This window comes from Streptococcus oralis (assembly GCF_023109005.1).
In the GTDB taxonomy this organism is placed as follows: Bacteria; Bacillota; Bacilli; order Lactobacillales; family Streptococcaceae; genus Streptococcus; species Streptococcus oralis_BU.
The window spans coordinates 169,874-193,981 of the sequence record NZ_JALDTU010000003.1; the positions used below are offsets into that span (position 1 = coordinate 169,874).

Consider the following 24,108-nt stretch of genomic DNA (forward strand, 5'->3'; position numbering starts at 1 on the left):
GAATCAATGAGTTACGAACAAGAATTTATGAAGGAATTTGAAGCTTGGGTCAATACCCAGATTATGATCAACGATATGGCGCACAAGGAAAGTCAAAAGGTCTACGAGGAAGATCAAGACGAGCGTGCCAAAGATGCCATGATTCGCTACGAAAGCCGCTTGGATGCCTACCAGTTCTTGCTTGGTAAGTTTGAAAACTTCAAGGCGGGCAAGGGATTTCATGATTTGCCAGAAGGATTGTTTGGCGAGAGAAACTATTAAAATGAATATCCTATCTTGATTTTTCGCCGAAATCTTGATAGAATATCCTTATTAAATCCTTGTCAGAGCAGGGATTTTTTATTGAAAGGATTTTATCATGTCAAAGAAACTCCAACGTAAAAAACAATTGCGAAATAGCCTTCGTCGTTCAGGTGCATTTTCAACTACAGTGACCAAAGTTGTCGAAGAGACCAAAAAAGTCGTGAAACATGCGGAAAAATCTGCCAGCCAAGCAGGAAAAGTTGTCTCTAAAAAAGTGGAACAAGCAGTAGAAGCGACTAAAGAGCAAGCTCAAAAAGTAGCCAATTCAGTAGAAGATTTCGCAGCGACTTTGGGTGGCCTCTCAGTAGATCGTGCTAAGACTTTCTATGATGAAGGCATCAAGTCAGCTTCTGACTTCAAAAACTGGACAGAAAAAGAACTCCTTGCCTTGAAAGGAATCGGCCCAGCTACGATTAAGAAATTAAAAGAACACGGAATCAGCTTCAAGTAATCTTTCTTGTCCCTTGCATTTCCGTCAAAAACTTGCTACAATAGAGCCATTAGAGGTGTTTTGAATCCCACATTTTACAGAAAGTGGCGGCGCTGAGAAGTCCACAAATGTGTCAAAACTGGTTGCTGATGGATGAAAAATTGAAATGAAAATGTCTTTTTGTTTTAAAGACGAGAGTTGCGGGCTCTGCCCGAAATTGGGTGGTACCGCGGATAAACACATTCGTCCCTGTCATGGATATGGCAGGGCTTTTCTTTTACGTCTTAGTCAAAGGAGGTTGTTATGAAGCAATCTTTTAAAACAAGTAAACTCTACTATGGCTTTCCTATCTTTATTTTGGGGTATCAGGATCAGAATTTTGGGCACAATATTACGACCTGTAGCTCCTCTTATAGCTTGGGAGATTGGCTAGTCATTGGTGTTGGGGTTGAGGAAAATGCGGCTGAGCAAATCAAGCATTACCAGAAGTTCACTGTGAATATCCCTGATGAAAATCTCATGCTCGAGATGGAGCAGGCTGGTTTTATCAGTCATCGGGAAAAGTTGAAACACTTGGGGCTGGACTACGAGATTTCTGAACAGACTCAAGCTCCGATTTTAGAGTCTTGTCCAGTCGTATTGGACTGCCAGGTGGATCGGATTATCGAGGAGGATGGAATCTGCCACATCTTTGCTAAGATTCTTGATCGACTGGCTGATTCAGAACTATTGGACGATAAAGGCCATTTTAAAAATGACCGTTTTGCACCGACTTACTTTATGGGGGACGGCCATCAGCGTGTTTATCGTTATCTAGATAACCGAGTTGACCCCATGGGAAGTTTTATCAAGAAAGTGAGGCAGAAGGATGACAAGAGCTGAACTACCTGAACGAATCGAGACGGAGCGTCTGGTCCTGCGAGTCCGTACAGTGGCGGATGCCGAGGATATTCATGCCTATGCTAGTCTGCCAGAAGTTGCCTATCCAGCAGCATTTCACCCCGTCAAGACCTTGGAATATGAGATTTATTATCTGGAGCATATCCTTCCTGAGCGCAATCAAAAGGAAAATCTCCCAGCTGGCTACGGAATTGTCGTCAAAGGAACCGATAAAGTCATCGGCTCTGTTGATTTTAATCATCGCCACGAAGACGATGTACTGGAGATTGGCTATACCTTGCATCCAGATTATTGGGGTCGGGGTTATGTTCCAGAAGCAGCGCGTGTCTTGATTGACCTAGGCTTTAAAGAATTGGGCCTTCACAAGATAGAATTGTCTTGTTTTGGCTACAATGTTCAAAGTCAACGAGTCGCTGAGAAGCTTGGCTTTACCCTCGAAGCTCGTATCCGAGACCGCAAAGATGCCCAAGGAAATCGTTGTGATAGTCTCATATATGGCTTGCTGAAGAGTGAGTGGGAAGAGAAACAGTAGTTGAACCGTTCGAAATTTTCGAACAGTTTGGAGATAATATTAGTAATTCAAAGAGAGGTGAGAAAAATGAATACAGACCAGATTATTATTCTGCTCAGTGGAGCAGGCCTAGGAGCTGTATTAAGTGCGATTCTAGTTTTTGCTAATAATAGTAAAAGAAATCAACTTGATTATATTACTAAAGAACGCTCTGAATGGAGAAAAAGCATAAAGTTGATAATTGTTGATTTGCTAAATGGAGAAAATAGGGAGTCTGCAGTAAATAGTCTTAGAACACAAATCAATCCATATGGCTATTGTAGAAATATTAAATATACTAATGAGTATTACATGAAAGATGGACATATTTGGGATCTTTTAAATGATTTTGATTACTCAGAAGAAAAATCGCAAAAACTCATTCAGTATCTAAGGTTACTCTTGAAATATGATTGGGAACGTTCAAAAAATGAGGTTAGAATTAATAATAATTTCTTATGGAATTTTTTAAGATGGGGATTGATAATTCTAAACTTAATAATGTTATTTTGGGCGGGAAATGTGAATAATGAAGTAAATATGTATTTATCATTATTTTCAGTTATTCTTTTATTTTTGCAACCGTCCCTAATAAAATTGCTATCTAAACTCAATTCTGATTCGCCTAAAGAAAAAACTATTTTAATACTAACCTTCTTAGTAGGGTTTGTATCGCCTTATCTTTATTCACTTTATTTAACAATCATTTTATTAAATTTTTATAATCTGATTAAAGTGAATTTGCTAGTAGACATTCTGCCAGTAATCTTAGTGTTAGTTATAATTTCTTCAGAAATTTTTTTCCTTTATCAAATTTTTGATATAGATCATAAATATATTTCTCAAATAAAAAAGATAGAAAAAAATAGGACTGATTTAGAGTTAAAATATTACGAAATTTACAATTTAAATTATAGATTGAAACAAAAATTATGGGATATAAAGTATAATATAACAAAAGAAGATGTTAATAAACTAAAAAAAGAACAGATAAAAATACGCAAGAAACTAAATAAGAAATTAAAATAGAAGCTAATTAGGAAACTAATAATTAAGGAGCACACACATGTCTAAACAACTTTCACCTAAATACAATCCAGCCGAGGTTGAGGCTGGTCGTTATCAAAAATGGCTTGATGAAGATGTTTTCAAGCCTTCTGGAGATCAAAAGGCTAAGCCTTATTCGATCGTTATTCCACCACCAAACGTAACCGGGAAACTTCACCTCGGTCACGCTTGGGATACAACTTTGCAGGATATCATCATTCGTCAAAAACGGATGCAAGGCTTTGACACGCTTTGGCTACCAGGAATGGACCACGCGGGTATCGCAACTCAAGCTAAGGTTGAGGAGCGCTTGCGTGGAGAGGGCATTAGCCGTTATGACCTCGGTCGTGAGAAATTCCTCGAGAAAGTCTGGGAATGGAAAGACGAGTATGCGACGACCATCAAGGAACAATGGGGCAAGATGGGACTCTCTGTAGACTACTCTCGCGAACGGTTCACTCTTGACGAAGGCTTGTCAAAAGCCGTCCGCAAGGTTTTTGTCGAACTTTACAAGAAAGGCTGGATCTACCGTGGTGAGTTTATCATCAACTGGGACCCAGCAGCTCGCACAGCCCTTTCTGATATCGAGGTGATCCACAAGGATGTCGAAGGTGCCTTCTACCACATGAACTACATGCTGGAAGATGGTTCACGCGCCCTTGAAGTTGCGACAACTCGTCCTGAGACTATGTTTGGGGACGTAGCCGTTGCGGTCAATCCAGAAGACCCACGCTACAAGGACTTGATTGGTAAAAATGTCATCCTTCCAATCGCTAATAAATTGATTCCAATCGTTGGAGACGAGCATGCAGATCCCGAGTTTGGTACTGGTGTCGTGAAAATCACACCTGCCCACGATCCAAACGACTTCTTGGTTGGTCAACGCCATAACTTGCCACAAGTCAACGTCATGAACGACGACGGAACCATGAACGACTTGGCCTTCGAATTTGCAGGCATGGACCGTTTTGAAGCTCGTAAGGCAGTCGTTGCTAAGTTGGAAGAAATCGGTGCCCTTGTTAAAATCGAAAAACGTGTCCACAGTGTTGGTCACTCAGAGCGTACAGGTGTTGTGGTTGAACCACGCTTGTCTACTCAGTGGTTTGTCAAGATGGACCAATTGGCGAAAAATGCTATTGCCAACCAAGACACAGAGGACAAGGTAGAATTCTACCCACCTCGTTTCAACGATACCTTCCTCCAATGGATGGAAAATGTCCACGACTGGGTCATTTCACGTCAGCTCTGGTGGGGCCACCAAATCCCTGCTTGGTACAATGCTGAAGGTGAAATCTATGTGGGCGAAGAAGCACCGGAAGGTGACGGATGGACTCAGGACGAAGACGTCTTGGATACTTGGTTCAGTTCTGCCCTTTGGCCATTCTCAACTATGGGCTGGCCGGATGTCGACTCAGAAGACTTTAAACGTTATTATCCAACATCAACCTTGGTGACTGGTTATGATATTATCCCATTCTGGGTATCTCGGATGATTTTCCAAGGTTTGGAATTTACTGGTAAGTCGCCATTCAAAAATGCCTTGATTCACGGTCTCATTCGTGATGAGCAAGGACGTAAGATGTCCAAGTCTCTTGGTAACGGGATTGATCCAATGGATGTTATTGATAAGTACGGAACAGATAGCCTGCGTTGGTTCCTATCAAACGGTTCTGCACCAGGGCAAGACGTGCGCTTCTCTTACGAGAAAATGGATGCTTCATGGAACTTCATTAACAAGATCTGGAACATCTCTCGCTACATCCTCATGAACAATGAAGGCTTGACCCTTGAGCAAGCAACTGCCAATGTCGAAAAAGTGGTCAACAAGGAAGCTGGAAATGTCACTGACTGCTGGATTCTCCACAACCTCAATGAAACCATCGGAAAAGTTACTGAAAACTTTGACAAGTTTGAGTTTGGTGTGGCTGGGCACATCCTCTACAACTTTATCTGGGATGAGTTTGCGGACTGGTATGTTGAGTTGACCAAGGAAGTCCTATATAGCGATAACGAAGAAGAGAAAGTCATCACACGTTCTGTTCTCCTTTACACTTTGGACAAGATTCTTCGTCTCCTTCACCCAATCATGCCATTCGTGACAGAGGAAATCTTTGGACAAATCTCAGAAGGTTCGATCGTTACAGCAGAATACCCAACTGTCAACCCAGCCTTTGAAGATCTTGCGGCTCACACTGGTGTAGAAAGCCTCAAAGACTTGATCCGCGCCGTTCGTAATGCGCGTGCGGAAGTGAACGTAGCACCAAGCAAGCCAATCACCATCCTTGTTAAGACAAGTGATAGCGACTTGGAAGCCTTCTTTAACAGTAATGTCAACTATATCAAACGCTTCACAAATCCAGAGCACTTGGAAATCGCTTCAAACATCCCTGCACCAGAACTCGCTATGTCAAGCGTCATCACTGGAGCAGAAATCTACTTGCCACTGGCAGACCTCCTCAATGTCGAAGAAGAATTGGCTCGTCTCGACAAGGAACTAGCTAAATGGCAAAAAGAACTGGATATGGTCGGTAAGAAGCTCTCTAACGAACGCTTCGTAGCCAATGCCAAACCAGAAGTCGTCCAAAAAGAACGCGACAAACAAGCCGACTACCAAGCCAAGTACGACGCGACCGTAGCACGTATTGATGAGATGAAGAAGTTGGTGAAATAAACACAGAAACACGGTGATAAACCGTGTTTATTGTGGTATAATAGCAGGTATAATTTAATCAGTTGTGAGAGGAATAGCTATGTTTGATACCGTTGTCTTAAATCCTTTGAATATTAATCTAGATTTCAATAATCCTAGATTTTCAATGTTTGATTTTTATACTGAGGAAGAAATAATTAGATATTTGATTAATTTTGAACAAATTAAAGAACTTGCATTTCAAATTGTCGAAAACGGGTATAATACGATAGGTGAACGAATTATTGTTTTGAAAAGTGGGACTTCCGGAAAAGTTAGTTATACTGTATTAGAAGGTAATCGAAGAATTGCTTCTCTAAAACTTTTGTTTCAATATTCATCACTATTATCAAGTTCGGAAAGGAAGAGAATTGAACAAACAAAGTTGAATATAAAAGATTTTGAAGTTAGTTGTGATGTAGTAAGTGAAGCTAGTAGAGATGAGGCTCTTTTTAAGATTAGCGCAAAACATGTTGATGGAATTAAGACATGGAGCGCTACCGATAAAAGAGTATTTTACCATAATCTTTATACCCAATATAGAAAAAAAGGACTATCTAGCTATGAATCTTTAGAGAAAATTAAAAGTATTACTCCTGAAGGAAAGGCTGCGATTAGAAACTCTATCCAACAATTAAATTATTTAACAGCTGTTTATAATGCAACTAAAATTTATAAGCCTGACTTGGAAAAACTAACACATTTGGATACCGATGTACTAGTATCTAGAGTTTTAAGACCATTAATTAAAGAGTTAAATCTTGAACTTAATGATGAGTTACAACCTACAGCCAAAAATGAAAAAATCTATCACGAAATATTAGGATTATTAGGTAAAGCAGTTTGGATTGATAAAAAATTAGATACACGGGTATTTAGTGTACAGGGACAATGGAGTAAAATTGTTACAGACAACGAAGTAGTCCCAGGTTTAGCTGAAAAAATTAGAGAATATAAAGCTCTTGAAACAACAGAAGCGTTTAACGAGAATACATCAGAGAATTCTTTTGGTAATGGTACAAAAAATACTGAAGACAGTCTGAAGGATAATAAAAAAACATCTGACTCACCGAATCAGGAAACAAAATATAAATTTTTTGTTCCTCCAACTCAGATAACTATTGGACAAAGGAATTATGATTTGACCGAGTGTATTTCTCTATTTGATGAAAATGATAACCGGATTCCAAGACAAAGTTCAGATTATGCACGAATCTCAGTTAGTTGTTCTCATCAAAATATTGTGATTAAAGACAATATCATTGATTCTATTTCAGAAAATGGTGCATATGATATTGAAGTCCAATACAATGGGATTATTAAATATTTTAAAATTTTCTTAAATGTAGATTTTAATAATAGACAACAGGATTATCAAGTGCTATTTGATCAAAATTGGTATGATGAATCTTTGGCAAAATTATCATCTAATACTAATTACTTTAAAATTTGTGAAGTAATTAAAAAATTGCAAAATTCGAATGTTTTGTCAATGAATACAGGTGATCACATTATTATTGCATTCCTTTTGAGAAATTTAATAGAATACAGTACTAAAGCTTATGTTGACTTAGTCAATATAAAACAACCACCAGAAAAATTACCTGCTCTTGTTTCAGTCGTAAAAAATCACTTAGTGACAAATAAAAAACTTTCAAAAACGGAAGCAAAAACTTTTAATAAACACGATATTGATATTGAAACATTGAATGGTTTAATTCACGATTATAAAACCGAAATTAGTATTACTACTATTCAGTCAATTGGTCGGAAATTTAAGAGATATTTTTCTGTTATTTTTAATAGATTGGTAGAAGGAGTAAATAATGGATAATTTTAGCCCATTACGTTATCCTGGAGGAAAAAATAAAACTTACCAATATATTAAATATTTGGTAGAGAATAACAATATTGATACCTATATAGAACCATTTTGCGGGGGAGCCGCAGTGGCACTAAAATTGTTGCTCAATAATAACGTCAAAAAAATAATGTTAAATGATTTTGATAGATCTGTCTATGCAATGTGGTTTTCAATTTTACATGATACCGATTCTTTTATAAAAAAAGTAAAAGAGGCAGTATTTACGATTGAAGAATGGGATAAGCAGCAAGATATTCAAAGAAACAAAGAAAAGGTCGACTTACTTACATTAGGTTTCTCTACATTTTATCTAAATAGAACAAATCGATCAGGAATTATTCAAGCTGGTCCCATAGGTGGCAGAGCTCAAATGGGAAATTATAAAATGGATTGCAGATATAATACAGAAGTATTGATGAATAAGATTGAATTAATTGCTAAAAATAAAAATAGAATCAATTTGTATAATATAGATGCTATTGAATTTATTAAAAATAATATTAATCGTACAAAACGTTCTCTGACTTTTTTTGACCCACCATATTATGTTAAGGGAAAACAATTGTACACAAACTTTTATGAACACATAGATCATATAGAATTACGAGACACTATTGATAAATATATGAGTAAACATAAATGGGTTCTTACATATGATTTTCACAAGGAAATCCAAAATATGTACTCAAAATTTGAGCATTTCCCTTATATGTTAAACTATAGTGCAGGTAATTCAAAAAAAGGAATAGAATATATATTTTTTAGTGAAGAATTATCGTCAGCTAAAATCAACGAGTACTTACATATTTTATAAATAACATCTCAAGATAAGATTAGTTAGTTCAATCAATAACTGATGATTTTTTAGATTTTGAAATTTGTAAACTAGCAACAGATTAAAGGAAATTTTTTATAATTTCTAAGGAACTATTCAATTAATTTTCATTTGATTAAACTGATACACTGGAATGGTTAGTCAACATTTTAGAAAGCAGGTTACTACATGACAAATTCTGTAAGTTCGAACCGACCTGATAAGTACAACATTGCAGCTTTCTTCTCAGGTGTTGGGGGAATTGAGTTGGGATTTGAACAGACCAACGAGTTCAGAGTGGTGTATGCCAATGAGTTTGATAAGTATGCGCGTCAGACTTATCAGTTAAACCATCCAGATACCTATTTGGATGGTCGTGATATTCACGATGTTCAGCCAGAGGATATCCCAGCTGAGCGCGTGGATGTAATTATGGGAGGTTTCCCTTGCCAAGCCTTTAGTATTGCGGGTTATCGCAAGGGCTTTGATGATGATCGTGGCGATCTTTTCTTCGAGTTGCTTCGCATGATTGAGGGATGCAAACCTCGCGCTATTTTCATCGAAAACGTCAAGAACATGGTCGGTCATGACCATGGCAATACCTTCAAGGTTATTCGTGAAGCCTTGACCGAGAACAACTACTTCATCAAGTGGAAGGTTCTTAACGGGAAAGACTATGGAAATATCCCACAAAACCGTGAGCGGATATACATTGTCGGCTTTGATACCAAGGAAGCTTATGACTTGTTTGAATTCCCAGAGGAAATCAAGCTGACTACTACTCTTCAGGATGTGATTAACTTTGCTGATCAGCTAGACGAGGTATACTACTACCGTGAAGGCAAGCAAAATTTCTACGACCAGTTGAAGTTTGAAGTCACCAGTCAAGATACGGTTTACCAATGGCGACGTCAATATGTCCGTGAAAATAAAAACGGTGTCGTCCCTACCCTCACAGCAAATATGGGAACAGGTGGGCATAACGTTCCATTGATTTTGACAGACAGTGGTGAGATTCGCAAGCTGACACCGAAAGAAACCTTTAACGTTCAAGGTTACCCTAAATCCTTTAAAATCCCAGAAGGGGTTTCTAACGGTCAACTATACAAGCAGGCTGGAAACAGTGTGGTTGTGCCCGTGATTAAACGCATCGCAGAAAATGTTGCCAAGGCCTTAAATGAGAGTCAAGGGCAATCTCAGCTTGACCGCTCAGGGAAATTCGCCATTATCTACACCAAGATGAACGGCCAGTTTGAAGGGCAGTCCTATGTCAAGGATTTTGTAGATAGCTATGACCAGGCTCTTGAGAAAATCAAGGCTTATGACGATGGATTAGCAGTTTTATCAGACGAAGAGTATTTAAGACTTGTAAAAAAACAAGGTAAACTCGAATTTTACAGTATAAATTAACGAATATATAGGAGGATTAGTGAAAAACTAATCTTCTTTTGATATACTGAAAATAGAAAAGAGGGTGCTTATGTGGGAACATCTAAAGTCTGAACAAAAAGAAAAATACAAAACCTTAATTACCAATTTCGCTAGTTTGAGCCAAGCTTTCTCTCAAAAGGCAGAATCCGAAGATGAGGGACAAACAGAGAATTTTGTAGCTCCGATTGTCAATTCCAAATTTCAGGAAACTGTTTTTCAAAAAGCCTTTAATGCCGTCGGGGAAGATATTGCTAATACTTCCTATGATGCTTCAGTTGTTGTGGATGAAAATCATAAATACCTAGTGGGTATCAAGTCTTTTGGGATTAATTCTGGAGACCAAAAAATTGCCCAGTTCAAGAAAGATTCTCAATCTTGGACGGACCTGTTGGGTGATATCAAGTTTCATGCAGATATTTCAGCGGATAAAGAATCAGCAGATAAGGAAAACTATCAGCGCTATGAAGAGTTGGCACGAAAGATTGCGACTCTTAGAAATCAGAGAATCGAGTCCTCTAAGGCACAAATCAAGGGTTTCAACTCGGATTCGGTCAATGTTGAAGCTGTTTATCACGTTCTGATGCCAACACCGAAGGGGGAAAATCCTAAAATTTTTGTTGGGGAGACGACTTATTTACCAGTCGATATTGATAATCTGGTCATTGAGGGCTCAACTACCAAAAATAATCCAACCAATTTTCGTTTTACAGATGGGAAACACCACTACAAGTACACCGCAGCTGACAGCCAGCTTCATATGACCTTTAACAATAAAGACATTGTTGTAGATACTTGGGACGTCCATTATATCGAAGACCCTTTTTCTCTCTTTGAAAATCTTCATTTGCTGACAGCTGAAAAGGAACAATCCGATATCTTAGAAACAGTGTCTTGGGTGATTACAGATAAACATGGAAATGTGGAAGAAAACTCTGGTTTCAATGCCTTTAACGGCGGTTCAAAATTAGCTAAGAAAGATCGCCTGCCTCGAATTTTAAAGATTCAAGATAAATTTAAGGACTGTCTGGCTCCAGAAGAATTAGATTTTGTGACTTTGTCTTTAAAGGAAGTCCTATTGAAGAAATGGACCAGTAAGGAAGATAAAGTTCAGATGAAAGCTATTCGTGAGGACTTGATTAACTTTGTTCACAATACTGGCAATAAAAAACTCATTAAAGAAATTGAACAGCTGGTTTATCGTCCAGTTAGCGAAGTATACATTCCTCTGCCTGACTCCAAAAATTTCCATGATGAAAGACCTGATTTCTTTGGTCCTGGATTTGGGACTTTTGAACCCGGCACTAAAAAACTAGCTCTACCGAAAGAGGAAAGAACCTTTAAGCTACGCTTCTTATCTTCTGGAGATGTTATCAATGCCTATATCAACCAAGAAGCTGGCAAGGCGATTCAATCCACTGATAAGCAAGAAATTCTTGGGAATTGGATTTTGCGTGGCGTTTTCCAGTTGAAGGAACGAGAAGTCTTGACAGGTCAACGACTCAATGAGCTGGAAATCAATGGCATACGATTGACCAAATTTAAAAATGGTGAAATTGGTATTGAATTTATCTGGATTGATACCGAAAATCCACCAAGCGACATCATCGGCTGGGTAGCAAAGAAATAAAAAGTCCTGTCACTTTCTCCCATTTAACCTTTGACTATTCCGCAAAATTATCGTACAATAAAGAGTACATGATAAAATGAGGTCAGAGTCTGTCTACTCTGGCGATAGTAGTAAAAATGAGGAGAAACGCTTTGGAATTAGAAGTATTTGCTGGGCAAGAAAAAAGTGAACTATCTATGATTGAGGTAGCGCGTGCTATCTTGGAACTTCGTGGTCGCGATCATGAGATGCATTTTAGCGATCTTGTAAATGAAATTCAAAACTACCTTGGAACATCAAACAGCGATATCCGTGAAGCTTTGCCTTTGTTCTACACAGAGTTGAACTTTGACGGTAGCTTCATCTCACTTGGAGACAACAAATGGGGGCTTCGTTCATGGTATGGTGTGGACGAAATTGACGAAGAAATCATCGCTCTTGAAGAAAGTGACGACGATGAAGTAGCACCAAAAGCTAAGAAAAAACGCGTCAATGCCTTTATGGATGGCGATTCAGATGCCATTGACTACAATGCGGATGATCCAGAAGATGAAGATGCATACGAAGCTGATCCAGCTCTTTCATACGATGATGAAAATCCAGATGATGAGAAAAATGAAGTGGAAGCTTACGATGCAGAAATCAACGAAATCGCCCCTGATGACTTGGGTGAAGACGTGGATCTTAACGAAGAAGACGACGAGTTTTCTGACGATGACGCAGAAACGAGTGAAGAAGAGTAAAAGACTTCACAGAGGAGATCGCCTGATCTCCTTTTTTGTTACTTGGGCAAAGTAGTTGAGCGAAACATCCGTTTGGATGCGGATCTTTAGTTGGTTTTCTGAAAGTAATCTTCTTATTTTCAGGTTTTACCGATTCGGGTTGACAAATGTTCTGCTTTAAGGTATTATATTGTTCGGGCACCTCTTTTAGAGGTCGGGGCTCCCTAGTTACTAGGGAGCTATTTTTGTTTTTCAGGAAGTTTTCTTGAAATGTCGTTATTCATAAGGGTCTTATTTTCGATTTCCCCTCGTAGTCAACAAGGCCTTGAGCATTTTAGAAAGAGGAATCTATGTCTACGAAATATATTTTTGTAACTGGTGGTGTGGTGTCGTCTATTGGGAAAGGGATTGTCGCAGCAAGTCTGGGGCGTCTCTTGAAAAATCGTGGTCTCAAAGTGACTATTCAGAAGTTTGACCCTTATATCAATATCGATCCGGGAACCATGAGTCCTTACCAGCACGGGGAAGTTTTTGTGACAGATGATGGGGCTGAGACCGATTTGGACTTGGGTCACTATGAACGTTTCATCGATATCAATCTCAATAAATATTCCAACGTGACAACTGGTAAAATTTACAGTGAAGTTCTTCGTAAGGAACGCCGTGGCGAGTACCTTGGGGCAACTGTTCAGGTTATTCCTCATATCACAGATGCTTTGAAGGAAAAAATCAAGCGTGCCGCTGTAACGACCGACTCGGATGTCATTATCACAGAGGTTGGTGGAACCGTTGGGGATATCGAGTCCTTGCCATTCTTAGAGGCCCTTCGTCAGATGAAGGCAGATGTGGGTGCGGATAATGTTATGTATATCCACACAACCTTGCTTCCTTATCTCAAGGCTGCGGGTGAGATGAAGACCAAGCCAACTCAACATTCTGTAAAAGAATTGCGTGGTTTGGGAATCCAGCCAAATATGTTGGTTATTCGTACAGAAAAACCAGCTGGTCAGGGCATTAAAAATAAACTAGCTCAGTTTTGTGACGTAGCTCCAGAAGCCGTTATCGAGTCTTTGGATGTCGAACACCTTTACCAAATTCCATTGAACTTGCAGGCACAAGGTATGGACCAAATTGTCTGTGACCATTTGAAGCTAGACGCACCAGCAGCGGATATGACAGAGTGGTCAGCCATGGTGGACAAGGTCATGAACCTGAAAAAACAAGTTAAGATTTCCCTTGTTGGTAAGTATGTGGAGTTGCAAGATGCCTATATCTCAGTGGTTGAAGCCTTGAAACACTCTGGGTATGCCAATGACGCAGAAGTGAAGATTAATTGGATCAATGCCAATGATGTGACAGCAGAGAATGTAGCAGAACTCTTGTCTGATGCAGATGGCATCATTGTGCCAGGCGGTTTCGGTCAACGTGGTACGGAAGGGAAAATCCAAGCCATTCGCTATGCGCGTGAGAATGATGTCCCAATGTTGGGAGTCTGCTTGGGAATGCAGTTGACTTGTATCGAGTTTGCTCGTCACGTTTTGGGTCTTGAAGGTGCCAATTCTGCAGAACTTGCACCAGATACAAAATACCCTATCATTGATATCATGCGTGATCAGGTTGATGTTGAGGATATCGGTGGCACCCTTCGTTTGGGACTTTATCCATCTAAGTTGAAACGTGGTTCTAAGGCAGCAGCTGCTTACCATAATCAAGAAGTGGTGCAACGCCGTCACCGTCACCGTTATGAGTTTAACAACGCCTTTCGTGAACAGTTTGAAGCAGCAGGATTTGTCTTCTCAGGAGTTTCTCCTGATAATCGTTTGGTCGAAATTGTGGAAATTCCTGAAAATAAATTCTTTGTGGCTTGTCAGTATCACCCTGAACTTTCCAGTCGTCCGAACCGTCCAGAAGAACTCTACACTGCCTTTGTCACTGCAGCAGTTGAGAACAGTAATTAGCACAATCAGAACCTTTGAGAAGAATCTCAGAGGTTTTTCTAGCATATTTAGGATAAGATTTGCAAAAAAAATAGATAGTGATATAATTAATATAATAATTCCTAAGGAGGATATACAATGAAAAAAATCACACTATTTTGTCTGTCTCTAGCAGGTTTAGCTTTACTGGCTTTCCCTCATTCAGGAAAAGCATTCGAATTGGAAGAAGAATGGGTTATTAAGGGTGGGGTTAAGTATCAAGATGGCAAAATTCTTCGATTTAATAATGGCCATGAAGTAGATATCAAAGTCTTGGATTTGCCAAAAACTGAGAAAATTGAGTGGATGGTCAGTCTCAATGGTCAAGATCAGACAGTCAATTTCCTAGGCCAAGAAAAGGACAAGTCTATGGTCGGTACAGAGGGGCGTTACCTGAATTTCTACGTACCTTATGGCTATAGAGGAGATATCAAGGTCGAGGCCAAGAGTGGAAATGAAGTAAAGACCTGGTCCACTAAAGTGGTAGATGATGTATATAATGGTGAGAAAAGTGGCTACTACCGTATTGAAGAATCAAAAGACCATTACACCTACCTTGATACAAAATGGGACTATCAAACCAAGACCTACACTGCTACCTTACCAGAGACTATCAATGGTCAAAAAGTTTATGCTTGGAAAGACCATGACAATGGTGAGTTAAAACTTACAAAACCAGAATCGATCAGTCATTCCTACAAGGGGGGAGGAGCCTTCCGAGAACTTTATCCGATTGTAAAATCAGAAAGCTGGCTAAAATCAGACCAAAATTGGTACTATCAAAAACAAGGCCAACTAGTTCAAAATGCTTGGGTTAAAGACAATGGAACTTGGTACTTTATGAATGATAAAGGGATTATGTTTAATCAAACTTGGCTCTATCAAGGTGGCAACTGGTATGCCTTTAAATCATCAGGAGCTATGATTGCTAATGATTGGCTTTACGACCAAGGCAAGTGGTACTATTTATCAACTTCAGGCTCTATGAAAGCAAGCACTTGGATTTTTGACAAGGGAGAATGGTATTATGTAAGTTCTTCTGGTGCCATGATTGCGAATGATTGGGTCAAAGACAATGGCAAGTGGTATTATCTAGCTGCATCAGGTAAGATGCTTCGCAATACCTACACACCAGATGGCTACTACGTTGGCAACTCAGGTGCCTGGCAATAAGGATAAGTTGTCCTCTTTCCTCATTGAGGGAAGGGGATTTTCCTTACCTATATGCTACTTCCCTATTTGTCCTAGAGCCCTTTTTGTGTTACAATGAATGGTATGAAAGCTAAGAAATTATGGATGACTGGCTTGACTGTGGCTGGTCTAAGTGCCCTTGCTTTAGGGGCTAAAAAAGCAGCAGATAACCACAAACTCATGAAGACTCAAGAAGAGTTGACCGCTATCGTGCGCGAACTTTTCTCAGATATGGGTGAGATTGCGACTATTTATGTTCAAGTCTACGAAAGTAGCCTAGAGCGACTCGTCGGAGGAGTCATTTTCGAGGATGGTCGTCACTATACCTTTGTCTATGAAAATGAAGACCTAGTCTATGAGGAGGAAGCCTTATGATTACTCCCAATAGTATAGAAGAGCTTGCAGGTTTTGTCGAGCAAGATGGCAAGAAGGTTTTCCTTTTTGTGGCGGACTGGTGTGGCGATTGTCGTTATATCTATCCATCCTTGCCAGAGATTGAGGAGACCAATCCAGGGTTCACCTTTATTCGAGTGGACCGTGACCAGTACATGGATCTAGCCAAACTCTGGGATGTGTACGGGATTCCTAGCCTTGTTGTGCTAGAAAAGGACAAGGAAATTGGCCGATTTGTCAATCGCGACCGTAAAAGTAAGGAACAAATCAACGACTTTTTAGCTGGACTGAAATAGGAGAAAAGAAAACAATGATTTTTACATATAATAAAGAGCATGTCGGTGATGTCCTTATGGTCATCGTGAAAAACAGCGGAGATGCCAAACTAGATGTGGAGCGCAAAGGCAAAGTAGCCCGTGTTTTCCTCAAAGATAATGGGGAAACAGTAGCTTGGAATATTTTCGAAGTTTCAAGTTTGTTTGAAATTGCAGAGCGCGGTCAAGTCTTTTTGACAGATGAGCAAGTAGCACGTTTGAACCAAGAATTGCAGGCGGAAGGATTTACAGAAGAAATTGTCAATGACAAGGAACCTAAGTTTGTTGTCGGTAAGATTGTCGAGATGGTAGCCCATCCAGATAGTGACCACCTCAACATCTGCCAAGTTGCAGTCGCAAGTGATAAGACAGTGCAAATCGTGGCAGGAGCACCTAATGCGCGTGTTGGGTTGAAAACCATTGTGGCTCTTCCTGGGGCGATGATGCCAAAAGGAAATCTCATTTTCCCAGGCGAACTTCGTGGTGAAAAGAGTTTTGGCATGATGTGTAGCCCTCGTGAATTGCATCTACCAAATGCTCCGCAAAAACGTGGGGTTATTGAATTATCAGAAGACCAAGTTGTCGGAACTCCATTTGACCCAGCCAAACACTGGACTGCCTAGGAAATTGTCAGTATTTGATAGACCAGATAGAGGGGGGATAAGATGGCGAAAAATGTAGTGATTACAGGAGCGACCTCAGGAATCGGTGAAGCGATTGCGCGTGCTTATCTGGAGCAGGGGGAGAATGTCGTTCTAACAGGGCGACGGACAGACAGACTAGAGACTCTCAAGTCAGAGTTTGCAGAAACTTTTCCTAATCAAACAGTTTGGATTTTTCTACTGGATGTCACAGATATGACCATGGTCAAGACTGTCTGCTCCGATATTTTGGAAACGATAGGGCAGATTGATATATTGGTCAATAACGCTGGACTAGCTCTTGGCTTGGCTCCCTATCAAGACTATGAAGAATTGGATATGCTGACCATGTTGGATACCAACGTCAAGGGTTTGATGGCAGTCACTCGCTGTTTCTTACCAGCAATGGTAAAAGCCAATCAGGGTCATATTATCAATATGGGGTCAACCGCAGGAATTTATGCCTATGCGGGTGCAGCAGTTTATTCAGCCACCAAGGCAGCAGTTAAAACCTTTTCAGATGGACTACGAATTGATACGATCGCAACGGACATCAAGGTGACAACCATTCAACCGGGGATTGTCGAAACAGATTTCTCTACAGTTCGTTTTCATGGTGACAAAGAGCGGGCTGCGACGGTTTATCAGGGGATCGAAGCCTTGCAAGCTCAGGATATTGCAGATACAGTGGTCTATGTGACCAGTCAGCCTCGTCGTGTGCAGATTACAGATATGACTATTATGACCAATCAACAGGCGACAGGTTTCATGGTTCATAAAAAATAAAAAATTTTCTCGAAAAGTTACAAATTTCTGTAACTTTTTTTGATTTCCTGCGAATAGATAAGTAGGAGGAAGAAAATATGTATAATAAAGTTATTCTTATTGGACGTTTAACGTCTACACCAGAATTGCACAAAACCAACAATGACAAGTCGGTAGCGCGAGCAACTATCGCTGTGAACCGTCGTTACAAAGACCAAAATGGCGAACGCGAAGCTGATTTTGTTAATCTTGTTCTTTGGGGGAAATTGGCTGAAACCTTGGCAAGTTACGCGACCAAAGGAAGCCTCATTTCAGTGGATGGAGAACTTCGTACCCGTCGCTTCGAGAAAAATGGTCAAATGAACTATGTGACTGAAGTCCTTGCCACAGGATTCCAACTTCTGGAAAGTCGTGCCCAACGTGCCATGCGTGAAAATAATGCAGGACAGGATTTGGCAGATTTGGTTTTGGAAGAGGAGGAATTGCCATTTTAAGCATAAAAAAGCCTAAGTCAATCTTAGGCTTTTTTATCTTGAGAAAGTCAGACTTTTTTCTTGACTATTTCTGACCAAGTGATACAATAGAACTATGATTTAGCACTCAGATACAAAGAGTGCTAATAATATGTATCTCATCATGGAGGAAAACAGATGTTGAAACCATTAGGAGACCGTGTGGTCTTGAAAATCGAAGAAAAAGAACAAACTGTTGGAGGCTTTGTCCTTGCAGGCTCAGCCCAAGAAAAAACCAAAACAGCCCGAGTTGTAGCTACAGGACAAGGTGTTCGCACCTTGAACGGTGATCTGGTTGCTCCAAGTGTTAAGATGGGTGATCTTGTCTTGGTAGAAGCACATGCAGGTCTTGATGTCAAAGATGGCGATGAAAAGTACATTATCGTAGGCGAAGCTAACATTTTGGCTATCATTGAAGAATAGAAGGAGAAAGTAAGTATGTCAAAAGAAATTAAATTTTCATCTGATGCTCGTTCAGCTATGGTCCGCGGTGTCGATGTCCTTGCAGACACTGTTAAAGTAACCTTAGGACCAAAAGGTCGTAATGTCGTTCTTGAAAAATCATTTGGCTCACCATTGATTACCAATGACGGTGTTACTATTGCCAAAGAAATTGAATTAGAAGACCATTTTGAAAATATGGGTGCCAAATTGGTATCAGAAGTGGCTTCAAAGACCAACGATATCGCAGGTGACGGAACGACAACTGCAACTGTTTTGACCCAAGCAATCGTCCGCGAAGGAATCAAAAACGTCACTGCAGGTGCCAATCCAATCGGCATTCGTCGGGGGATTGAAGCAGCGGTTGCTGCTGCTGTAGAAGCCTTGAAAAACAATGCCATCCCTGTTGCCAACAAAGAAGCCATCGCTCAAGTTGCTGCCGTATCTTCTCGTTCTGAAAAAGTCGGCGAATACATCTCTGAAGCCATGGAAAAAGTTGGCAAAGATGGAGTCATCACCATTGAAGAGTCACGTGGTATGGAAACAGAACTTGAAGTTGTTGAAGGAATGCAGTTCGACCGCGGTTACCTATCGCAGTACATGGTGACAGATAGCGAAAAAATGGTGGCTGATCTTGAAAATCCATACATTTTGATTACAGACAAGAAGATTTCCAATATCCAAGAAATCTTGCCACTTCTAGAAAGCATTCTTCAAAGCAATCGTCCACTCTTGATTATTGCGGATGATGTAGATGGCGAAGCTCTTCCGACTCTTGTATTGAACAAGATTCGCGGAACCTTCAATGTCGTAGCTGTCAAGGCTCCTGGATTTGGTGACCGCCGTAAGGCTATGTTAGAAGACATCGCTATCTTGACAGGTGGAACAGTCATCACAGAAGATCTTGGTCTTGAGTTGAAAGACGCTACTATTGAGGCGCTAGGTCAAGCAGCGAGAGTAACTGTGGACAAAGATAGCACGGTTATCGTAGAAGGTGCTGGAAATCCTGAAGCTATTTCTCACCGTGTTGCGATTATCAAGTCTCAAATTGAAACTACAACTTCTGAATTTGACCGTGAAAAATTGCAAGAACGCTTGGCAAAATTGTCAGGTGGTGTCGCAGTCATCAAGGTCGGAGCTGCAACTGAAACTGAGTTGAAAGAAATGAAACTCCGCATTGAAGATGCCCTCAACGCTACTCGTGCAGCCGTGGAAGAAGGAATCGTTGCAGGTGGTGGAACAGCTCTTGTAAATGTCATCCCAGCCGTAGCTGATTTGGAATTGACAGGAGATGAAGCAACAGGACGTAATATTGTTCTCCGTGCCTTGGAAGAACCTGTTCGTCAAATCGCCCACAATGCAGGATTCGAAGGTTCTATTGTTATTGACCGTTTGAAAAATGCTGAAGTTGGTACAGGCTTCAACGCAGCAACTGGCGAATGGGTCAACATGATTGAAGAAGGAATCATCGACCCAGTTAAAGTGAGCCGTTCAGCCCTTCAAAATGCAGCCTCTGTAGCCAGCTTGATTTTGACAACAGAAGCAGTCGTAGCCAATAAACCGGAACCAGCAGCCCCAGCTCCAGCAATGGATCCAAGCATGATGGGCGGGATGATGTAAAAGTAACTTATAAAAAACACAAAAGAAGGGAATACATATCCCTTCTTTTTATGATAATCACTTCTAAATTGGATTGAGCTCTCCTAACTTATATGATAAAATAAGACTAGAAAAAGGAGAAGAACATGATCGATGTAGAAGAAATTCTGAGCAAGATGAATCCCAATCAGAAGATTAATTATGACCGTGTCATGCAGAAAATGGTTCAGGTTTGGGAAAAAAATGAGGAACGTCCCACTATTCTCATGCATGTTTGCTGTGCTCCTTGTAGTACCTACACCCTAGAATACCTGACAAAATACGCTGATGTGACTATCTATTTTGCCAATTCCAATATCCATCCCAAGGCAGAATACCACAAGCGAGCTTACGTCACCAAGAAATTTGTCAGTGATTTCAATGAGAGGACAGGAAATACGGTCCACTATTTAGAAGCGCCTTATGAACCCAATGAATACCGGAAGTTAGTCAGAGGACTGGAAGAAGAACCCGAAGGTGGCGATCGTTGCAAGGTTTGTTTTGATTACCGTTTGGATAAAACAGCACAGGTAGCTATGGACTTGGGCTTTGACTACTTTGGTTCAGCTTTGACCATCAGTCCCCATAAGAACTCTCAAACCATCAACAGCATCGGAATCGATGTGCAAAAGATTTATACCACCCACTATCTTCCAAGTGATTTCAAGAAAAATCAAGGCTATAAGCGCTCGGTGGAGATGTGCGAGGAGTATGATATCTATCGTCAATGTTATTGTGGATGCGTCTATGCGGCTCAAGCTCAGAACATTGACCTTGTTCAGGTTAAGAAGGATGCCACGGCTTTCTTGTTGGATAAGGATGTTGAAAAAGACTATTCCCACATCAAGTTTACTGTGACTAAATTAGATATATAGAAATCAACCCAGCCGAAAAGCTGGGTTTTTCAAATAAAAAAACCGGGGCTCGCACCCCAGTTTGACAACTTTACCGATTCTTTAGTTCTATGTAGCGTTTGTACCAAATGTTGACATAGGCCTCTGAGAAAGGACCGCGTCCATTGTTGATCCAATCAACAAGGATTTTAACATGCTCTTTCAAAATATAGTCTAAATCATCAGAATACTTCATTTTGCGTTTATGGCGCTCATACTCTTCAACGTCCAAGAGACGCTTTTCACCATCAGTGAAGACCTTGACATCCAAATCATAGTCAATGTATTTCAGGGCTTCTTCATCTAGATAGTAGGGGCTGGCCATATTGCAATAGTAGGAAATCCCATTATCACGAATCATGGCAATGATATTAAACCAATATTTTTTGTGAAAGTAAACAATAGCGGGTTCTCGAGTCACCCAACGACGACCGTCACTTTCGGTAACAAGTGTGTGGTCGTTGACGCCAATAATAGCGTTCTCTGTTGTTTTTAGTACCATGGTGTCCCGCCAAGTGCGGTGGAGACTCCCATCATGCTTATAACTTTGAATTGTAATAAAGTCGCCTTCTTTTGGAAGTTTCATAACTAACCAACTTTCTACAATTTATAAGTTTATCGTCTACTATTATATCATAAATTGGTCTAATTTTTTTGAATTTTACACGAAAATATTAAAGATATTCTCTGAGAGCGCTTGCTATATCCGAAAAATCATAGCCCTTTCTAGCCAAAACTTGAGTCAATCGTTGCTTTAGTTCGTAACCTTCATATTTGCGAGCGTATTTAGTATATTGTTTGTCTAACTCTTTGAAAATGAGTTCCTGAGTCGTTTCTTGGTCAACTTGACTATCCAAGTCATCAAAAGTATTTTTAGCATCAGAATAGGAGAAGCCTTTGTTGGTCAAGTTTTGAATAATCTTATCCTGCAAGGCACGAGCGGGAAGTTTTCCAGCGTATTTTTTAAGCAGTTTCTCTGCAATACGTTGAGCAACCTCTGAAAAATCAAAATCCTTTAACACCTCTTCAATAGTTGATTTGGCAATCCCTTTTTGAGATAGTTTTTGAGCTAGCACATAAGGTCCCTTATCTCCAGAAAGTTGATTTGCATTGATGATAGAGTAGGCATACTGACGATCATTAATCCAGTTGTCTTCTTTAAGGTTAGCGATAACTTGACTAGTTATTTTTTCATCAATATCATACTTTTTCAGATACTCTCGCACTTCCTTTTCAGTACGGGCCTTGAAGGATAAATGGTAGAGAGCGAGATTCTTACCATAAGAAAACTGAGCAAAGTCCTGAATCTCGGTAAGTTCCTCTTTACTAATGACCCTATCTCGAGATAGCATAAAACGGACAATGGTATCTTCCGTGATATAAGAGGTTTGCTGTCCATCTAGTTCCATCAAGTAGAGGCGTTTTTTCTTTTCAAGTTTTGTGATTTTCATAGTTCTATTATACCCTAAAATGTGATAAGATAGGGATATGAATCTGAAAGTCAAACAAAAAATACCTTTAAAAATCAAGCGGATGGGCATCAATGGTGAGGGAATCGGTTTCTACCAGAAAACCCTCGTTTTTGTGCCAGGCGCCCTCAAAGGAGAAGACATCTATTGTCAGATTACTTCTATTAAACGTAACTTTGTCGAAGCCAAATTGCTAAAGGTTAATAAGAAGTCTAAATTTCGAGTCGTACCAGCTTGTACGATTTATAATGAATGTGGTGGTTGCCAAATCATGCACCTCCACTATGATAAGCAGCTAGAGTTCAAAACGAATCTGCTCTACCAAGCTCTAAAAAAATTTGCCCCTGCAGGATATGAAAACTATGAAATTCGTCCAACTATTGGAATGCAGGAACCAAAGTACTACCGTGCTAAGCTTCAATTCCAGACTCGGAAATTTAAAAATCAGGTCAAAGCAGGTTTGTATGCGCAAAACTCTCATTATCTTGTAGAATTGAAAGACTGTTTGGTACAAGATAAGGAAACCCAAGTGATTGCGAATCGCCTAGCTGAGCTTCTCACTTATCATCAAATTCCCATCACCGATGAGAGAAAAACGCTAGGTGTTCGCACCATCATGGTACGCCGAGCGAGAAAAACGGGTCAAGTTCAGATTATTGTTGTCACGAATCGCCAGCTTAATTTAACCCAGCTGGTAAGAGACTTAGTTAAAGATTTTCCAGAAATTGTCACAGTTGCGGTTAACACAAATACAGCAAAAACAAGTGAAATCTATGGTGAAAAGACAGAAATTATCTGGGGCCAAGAGAGTATTCAAGAAGGAGTACTCGACTATGAGTTTTCTCTCTCCCCTCGAGCTTTTTATCAGCTTAATCCTGAGCAGACAGAAATTCTCTATAGTGAAGCAGTTAAGGCTCTGGATGTCAGCAAAGAAGATCATCTGATTGATGCCTATTGCGGTGTTGGGACGATTGGATTTGCCTTCGCACATAAGGTCAAGAGTCTTAGAGGAATGGACATTATCCCAGAAGCCATAGAAGATGCCAAGCGAAATGCTCAAAAAATGGGGTTTGACAATACCCATTACGAAGCGGGGACAGCAGAAGAGATTATTCCACGCTGGTATCAAGATGGTTACCGAGCAGATGCCTTGATAGTTGACCCTCCTCGTACAGGCTTAGATGATAAGCTGTTGGATACCATTCTGACCTATGTCCCAGAAAAAATGGTCTATGTATCCTGCAATGTTTCGACCTTGGCGCGAGATTTAGTTAAACTGGTAAAAGTCTATGATCTCCAGTATATCCAGTCGGTCGATATGTTTCCCCACACTGCACGGACAGAAGCAGTAGTTAAGTTAGTGAAGAAAAGAAAAATCAACTTCACTGAAAAAAGATCTTGACAAAGGTAAAAAAGTAGGTATAATAGAAAGAGTTGAAAAGCTCAAGGTCCGTTGGTCAAGGGGTTAAGACACCGCCTTTTCACGGCGGTAACACGGGTTCGAATCCCGTACGGACTA

General features: G+C 40.1%; 24 protein-coding genes and 1 tRNA gene. 23 read left to right on the forward strand and 2 right to left on the reverse strand.

Annotated elements, in window-relative coordinates; all coding sequences use genetic code 11:
- The first annotated feature begins 6 nt into the window (after positions 1-6).
- The 21 genes from M1F56_RS04750 (at position 7) to M1F56_RS04850 (ending at position 21,102) form a co-directional block, all read left to right on the forward strand.
- A complete protein-coding gene (locus M1F56_RS04750; RefSeq protein WP_000119707.1) occupies positions 7-261 on the forward strand; it encodes a DUF1912 family protein in 255 nt (84 codons plus the stop codon).
- 97 nt (positions 262-358) lie between these two features.
- The gene (locus M1F56_RS04755) at positions 359-754 is read left to right on the forward strand and encodes a helix-hairpin-helix domain-containing protein (protein ID WP_042902047.1); all 396 of its coding nucleotides are present in this window, start codon (positions 359-361) and stop codon (positions 752-754) included.
- A 282-nt stretch (positions 755-1,036) separates the two neighbouring features.
- Positions 1,037-1,615, forward strand: coding sequence for a flavin reductase family protein (locus tag M1F56_RS04760; protein ID WP_084938836.1), 579 nt, complete (start codon positions 1,037-1,039; stop codon positions 1,613-1,615).
- A complete protein-coding gene (locus M1F56_RS04765) occupies positions 1,602-2,165 on the forward strand; it encodes a GNAT family N-acetyltransferase (protein WP_084938835.1) in 564 nt (187 codons plus the stop codon). The genes M1F56_RS04760 and M1F56_RS04765 overlap by 14 nt, the downstream gene beginning before the upstream one ends.
- A gap of 66 nt (positions 2,166-2,231) precedes the next feature.
- Positions 2,232-3,212, forward strand: coding sequence for a hypothetical protein (locus M1F56_RS04770; RefSeq protein WP_247917022.1), 981 nt, complete (start codon positions 2,232-2,234; stop codon positions 3,210-3,212).
- Positions 3,213-3,249: 37 nt separating this feature from the next.
- A complete protein-coding gene (locus tag M1F56_RS04775; RefSeq protein WP_247917023.1) occupies positions 3,250-5,901 on the forward strand; it encodes a valine--tRNA ligase in 2,652 nt (883 codons plus the stop codon).
- Positions 5,902-5,980: 79 nt separating this feature from the next.
- Positions 5,981-7,753 (forward strand): hypothetical protein, encoded by a 1,773-nt coding sequence (locus M1F56_RS04780; protein ID WP_125422720.1) that lies wholly within the window; start codon positions 5,981-5,983, stop codon positions 7,751-7,753.
- Entirely contained in the window at positions 7,746-8,597 is an 852-nt protein-coding gene (locus tag M1F56_RS04785) for a DNA adenine methylase (RefSeq protein ID WP_125422717.1), read from the forward strand. Before M1F56_RS04780 ends, M1F56_RS04785 begins: the two co-directional genes overlap by 8 nt.
- A 189-nt stretch (positions 8,598-8,786) precedes the next feature.
- Entirely contained in the window at positions 8,787-10,007 is a 1,221-nt protein-coding gene (locus tag M1F56_RS04790; RefSeq protein WP_247917024.1) for a DNA cytosine methyltransferase, read from the forward strand.
- A gap of 70 nt (positions 10,008-10,077) precedes the next feature.
- Positions 10,078-11,655 carry a hypothetical protein gene (locus M1F56_RS04795; RefSeq protein ID WP_247917025.1) on the forward strand — a complete coding sequence of 526 codons (1,578 nt, stop codon included), beginning with the start codon at positions 10,078-10,080 and terminating at the stop codon, positions 11,653-11,655.
- 131 nt (positions 11,656-11,786) lie between these two features.
- The gene (rpoE, locus tag M1F56_RS04800) at positions 11,787-12,377 is read left to right on the forward strand and encodes a DNA-directed RNA polymerase subunit delta (protein ID WP_000418415.1); all 591 of its coding nucleotides are present in this window, start codon (positions 11,787-11,789) and stop codon (positions 12,375-12,377) included.
- A gap of 329 nt (positions 12,378-12,706) precedes the next feature.
- Positions 12,707-14,314: a CTP synthase gene (locus M1F56_RS04805; RefSeq protein ID WP_247917026.1), complete on the forward strand. Its 1,608-nt coding sequence runs from the start codon at positions 12,707-12,709 to the stop codon at positions 14,312-14,314.
- Between the two features lie 117 nt (positions 14,315-14,431).
- Positions 14,432-15,505 carry an N-acetylmuramoyl-L-alanine amidase family protein gene (locus M1F56_RS04810; RefSeq protein WP_247917027.1) on the forward strand — a complete coding sequence of 358 codons (1,074 nt, stop codon included), beginning with the start codon at positions 14,432-14,434 and terminating at the stop codon, positions 15,503-15,505.
- Positions 15,506-15,598: 93 nt separating this feature from the next.
- Complete coding sequence (locus tag M1F56_RS04815) at positions 15,599-15,898, forward strand: DUF4651 domain-containing protein (protein ID WP_247917028.1); 300 nt, start codon at positions 15,599-15,601, stop codon at positions 15,896-15,898.
- Positions 15,895-16,212 (forward strand): thioredoxin family protein, encoded by a 318-nt coding sequence (locus tag M1F56_RS04820; RefSeq protein ID WP_247917029.1) that lies wholly within the window; start codon positions 15,895-15,897, stop codon positions 16,210-16,212. The genes M1F56_RS04815 and M1F56_RS04820 overlap by 4 nt, the downstream gene beginning before the upstream one ends.
- A gap of 14 nt (positions 16,213-16,226) precedes the next feature.
- Positions 16,227-16,853, forward strand: a complete 627-nt coding sequence (gene ytpR / locus M1F56_RS04825; protein WP_247917030.1) for a YtpR family tRNA-binding protein — start codon at positions 16,227-16,229, stop codon at positions 16,851-16,853.
- A 42-nt stretch (positions 16,854-16,895) separates the two neighbouring features.
- Positions 16,896-17,657, forward strand: a complete 762-nt coding sequence (locus M1F56_RS04830) for an SDR family NAD(P)-dependent oxidoreductase (protein WP_247917031.1) — start codon at positions 16,896-16,898, stop codon at positions 17,655-17,657.
- 77 nt (positions 17,658-17,734) lie between these two features.
- Positions 17,735-18,130, forward strand: a complete 396-nt coding sequence (locus M1F56_RS04835) for a single-stranded DNA-binding protein (RefSeq protein ID WP_000282436.1) — start codon at positions 17,735-17,737, stop codon at positions 18,128-18,130.
- A gap of 156 nt (positions 18,131-18,286) precedes the next feature.
- Positions 18,287-18,571 (forward strand): co-chaperone GroES, encoded by a 285-nt coding sequence (groES, locus tag M1F56_RS04840; protein ID WP_247917032.1) that lies wholly within the window; start codon positions 18,287-18,289, stop codon positions 18,569-18,571.
- Between the two features lie 15 nt (positions 18,572-18,586).
- Positions 18,587-20,209 (forward strand): chaperonin GroEL, encoded by a 1,623-nt coding sequence (groL, locus tag M1F56_RS04845; RefSeq protein WP_247917033.1) that lies wholly within the window; start codon positions 18,587-18,589, stop codon positions 20,207-20,209.
- Between the two features lie 125 nt (positions 20,210-20,334).
- Positions 20,335-21,102: an epoxyqueuosine reductase QueH gene (locus M1F56_RS04850; protein WP_033583681.1), complete on the forward strand. Its 768-nt coding sequence runs from the start codon at positions 20,335-20,337 to the stop codon at positions 21,100-21,102.
- Positions 21,103-21,172: 70 nt separating this feature from the next.
- Here the strand turns inward: M1F56_RS04850 and ntdP are convergent, their stop codons facing one another.
- On the reverse strand, positions 21,173-21,706 hold the full coding sequence (gene ntdP, locus M1F56_RS04855; protein WP_000775318.1) for a nucleoside tri-diphosphate phosphatase: 534 nt from the start codon (positions 21,704-21,706) through the stop codon (positions 21,173-21,175).
- Positions 21,707-21,794: 88 nt separating this feature from the next.
- Positions 21,795-22,571, reverse strand: coding sequence for a recombination regulator RecX (recX, locus tag M1F56_RS04860; RefSeq protein ID WP_247917034.1), 777 nt, complete (start codon positions 22,569-22,571; stop codon positions 21,795-21,797).
- A 37-nt stretch (positions 22,572-22,608) separates the two neighbouring features.
- On the opposite strand from recX, the gene rlmD reads away from it, so the two are divergent.
- Together rlmD and M1F56_RS04870 are read left to right on the forward strand one after the other, a co-directional pair.
- Positions 22,609-23,991, forward strand: coding sequence for a 23S rRNA (uracil(1939)-C(5))-methyltransferase RlmD (gene rlmD / locus M1F56_RS04865; RefSeq protein ID WP_247917035.1), 1,383 nt, complete (start codon positions 22,609-22,611; stop codon positions 23,989-23,991).
- Positions 23,992-24,036: 45 nt separating this feature from the next.
- Positions 24,037-24,108: transfer RNA gene (locus M1F56_RS04870), tRNA-Glu, on the forward strand.

What these genes read in the sequence shown, in the direction of transcription:
- M1F56_RS04820 (WP_247917029.1), top strand. Translation starts at nt 15,895, where the DNA reads ATGATTACTCCCAATAGTATAGAAGAGCTTGCAGGTTTTGTCGAGCAA.
- M1F56_RS04750 (WP_000119707.1), top strand. Translation starts at nt 7, where the DNA reads ATGAGTTACGAACAAGAATTTATGAAGGAATTTGAAGCTTGGGTCAAT.
- M1F56_RS04785 (WP_125422717.1), top strand. Translation starts at nt 7,746, where the DNA reads ATGGATAATTTTAGCCCATTACGTTATCCTGGAGGAAAAAATAAAACT.
- ytpR (WP_247917030.1), top strand. Translation starts at nt 16,227, where the DNA reads ATGATTTTTACATATAATAAAGAGCATGTCGGTGATGTCCTTATGGTC.
- M1F56_RS04775 (WP_247917023.1), top strand. Translation starts at nt 3,250, where the DNA reads ATGTCTAAACAACTTTCACCTAAATACAATCCAGCCGAGGTTGAGGCT.
- M1F56_RS04810 (WP_247917027.1), top strand. Translation starts at nt 14,432, where the DNA reads ATGAAAAAAATCACACTATTTTGTCTGTCTCTAGCAGGTTTAGCTTTA.
- M1F56_RS04770 (WP_247917022.1), top strand. Translation starts at nt 2,232, where the DNA reads ATGAATACAGACCAGATTATTATTCTGCTCAGTGGAGCAGGCCTAGGA.
- M1F56_RS04760 (WP_084938836.1), top strand. Translation starts at nt 1,037, where the DNA reads ATGAAGCAATCTTTTAAAACAAGTAAACTCTACTATGGCTTTCCTATC.
- M1F56_RS04765 (WP_084938835.1), top strand. Translation starts at nt 1,602, where the DNA reads ATGACAAGAGCTGAACTACCTGAACGAATCGAGACGGAGCGTCTGGTC.
- M1F56_RS04790 (WP_247917024.1), top strand. Translation starts at nt 8,787, where the DNA reads ATGACAAATTCTGTAAGTTCGAACCGACCTGATAAGTACAACATTGCA.
- groES (WP_247917032.1), top strand. Translation starts at nt 18,287, where the DNA reads ATGTTGAAACCATTAGGAGACCGTGTGGTCTTGAAAATCGAAGAAAAA.
- M1F56_RS04780 (WP_125422720.1), top strand. Translation starts at nt 5,981, where the DNA reads ATGTTTGATACCGTTGTCTTAAATCCTTTGAATATTAATCTAGATTTC.
- rlmD (WP_247917035.1), top strand. Translation starts at nt 22,609, where the DNA reads ATGAATCTGAAAGTCAAACAAAAAATACCTTTAAAAATCAAGCGGATG.
- ntdP (WP_000775318.1), bottom strand. Translation starts at nt 21,706, where the DNA reads ATGAAACTTCCAAAAGAAGGCGACTTTATTACAATTCAAAGTTATAAG.
- M1F56_RS04795 (WP_247917025.1), top strand. Translation starts at nt 10,078, where the DNA reads ATGTGGGAACATCTAAAGTCTGAACAAAAAGAAAAATACAAAACCTTA.
- M1F56_RS04835 (WP_000282436.1), top strand. Translation starts at nt 17,735, where the DNA reads ATGTATAATAAAGTTATTCTTATTGGACGTTTAACGTCTACACCAGAA.
- recX (WP_247917034.1), bottom strand. Translation starts at nt 22,571, where the DNA reads ATGAAAATCACAAAACTTGAAAAGAAAAAACGCCTCTACTTGATGGAA.
- M1F56_RS04755 (WP_042902047.1), top strand. Translation starts at nt 359, where the DNA reads ATGTCAAAGAAACTCCAACGTAAAAAACAATTGCGAAATAGCCTTCGT.
- M1F56_RS04815 (WP_247917028.1), top strand. Translation starts at nt 15,599, where the DNA reads ATGAATGGTATGAAAGCTAAGAAATTATGGATGACTGGCTTGACTGTG.
- M1F56_RS04805 (WP_247917026.1), top strand. Translation starts at nt 12,707, where the DNA reads ATGTCTACGAAATATATTTTTGTAACTGGTGGTGTGGTGTCGTCTATT.
- M1F56_RS04850 (WP_033583681.1), top strand. Translation starts at nt 20,335, where the DNA reads ATGATCGATGTAGAAGAAATTCTGAGCAAGATGAATCCCAATCAGAAG.
- M1F56_RS04830 (WP_247917031.1), top strand. Translation starts at nt 16,896, where the DNA reads ATGGCGAAAAATGTAGTGATTACAGGAGCGACCTCAGGAATCGGTGAA.
- groL (WP_247917033.1), top strand. Translation starts at nt 18,587, where the DNA reads ATGTCAAAAGAAATTAAATTTTCATCTGATGCTCGTTCAGCTATGGTC.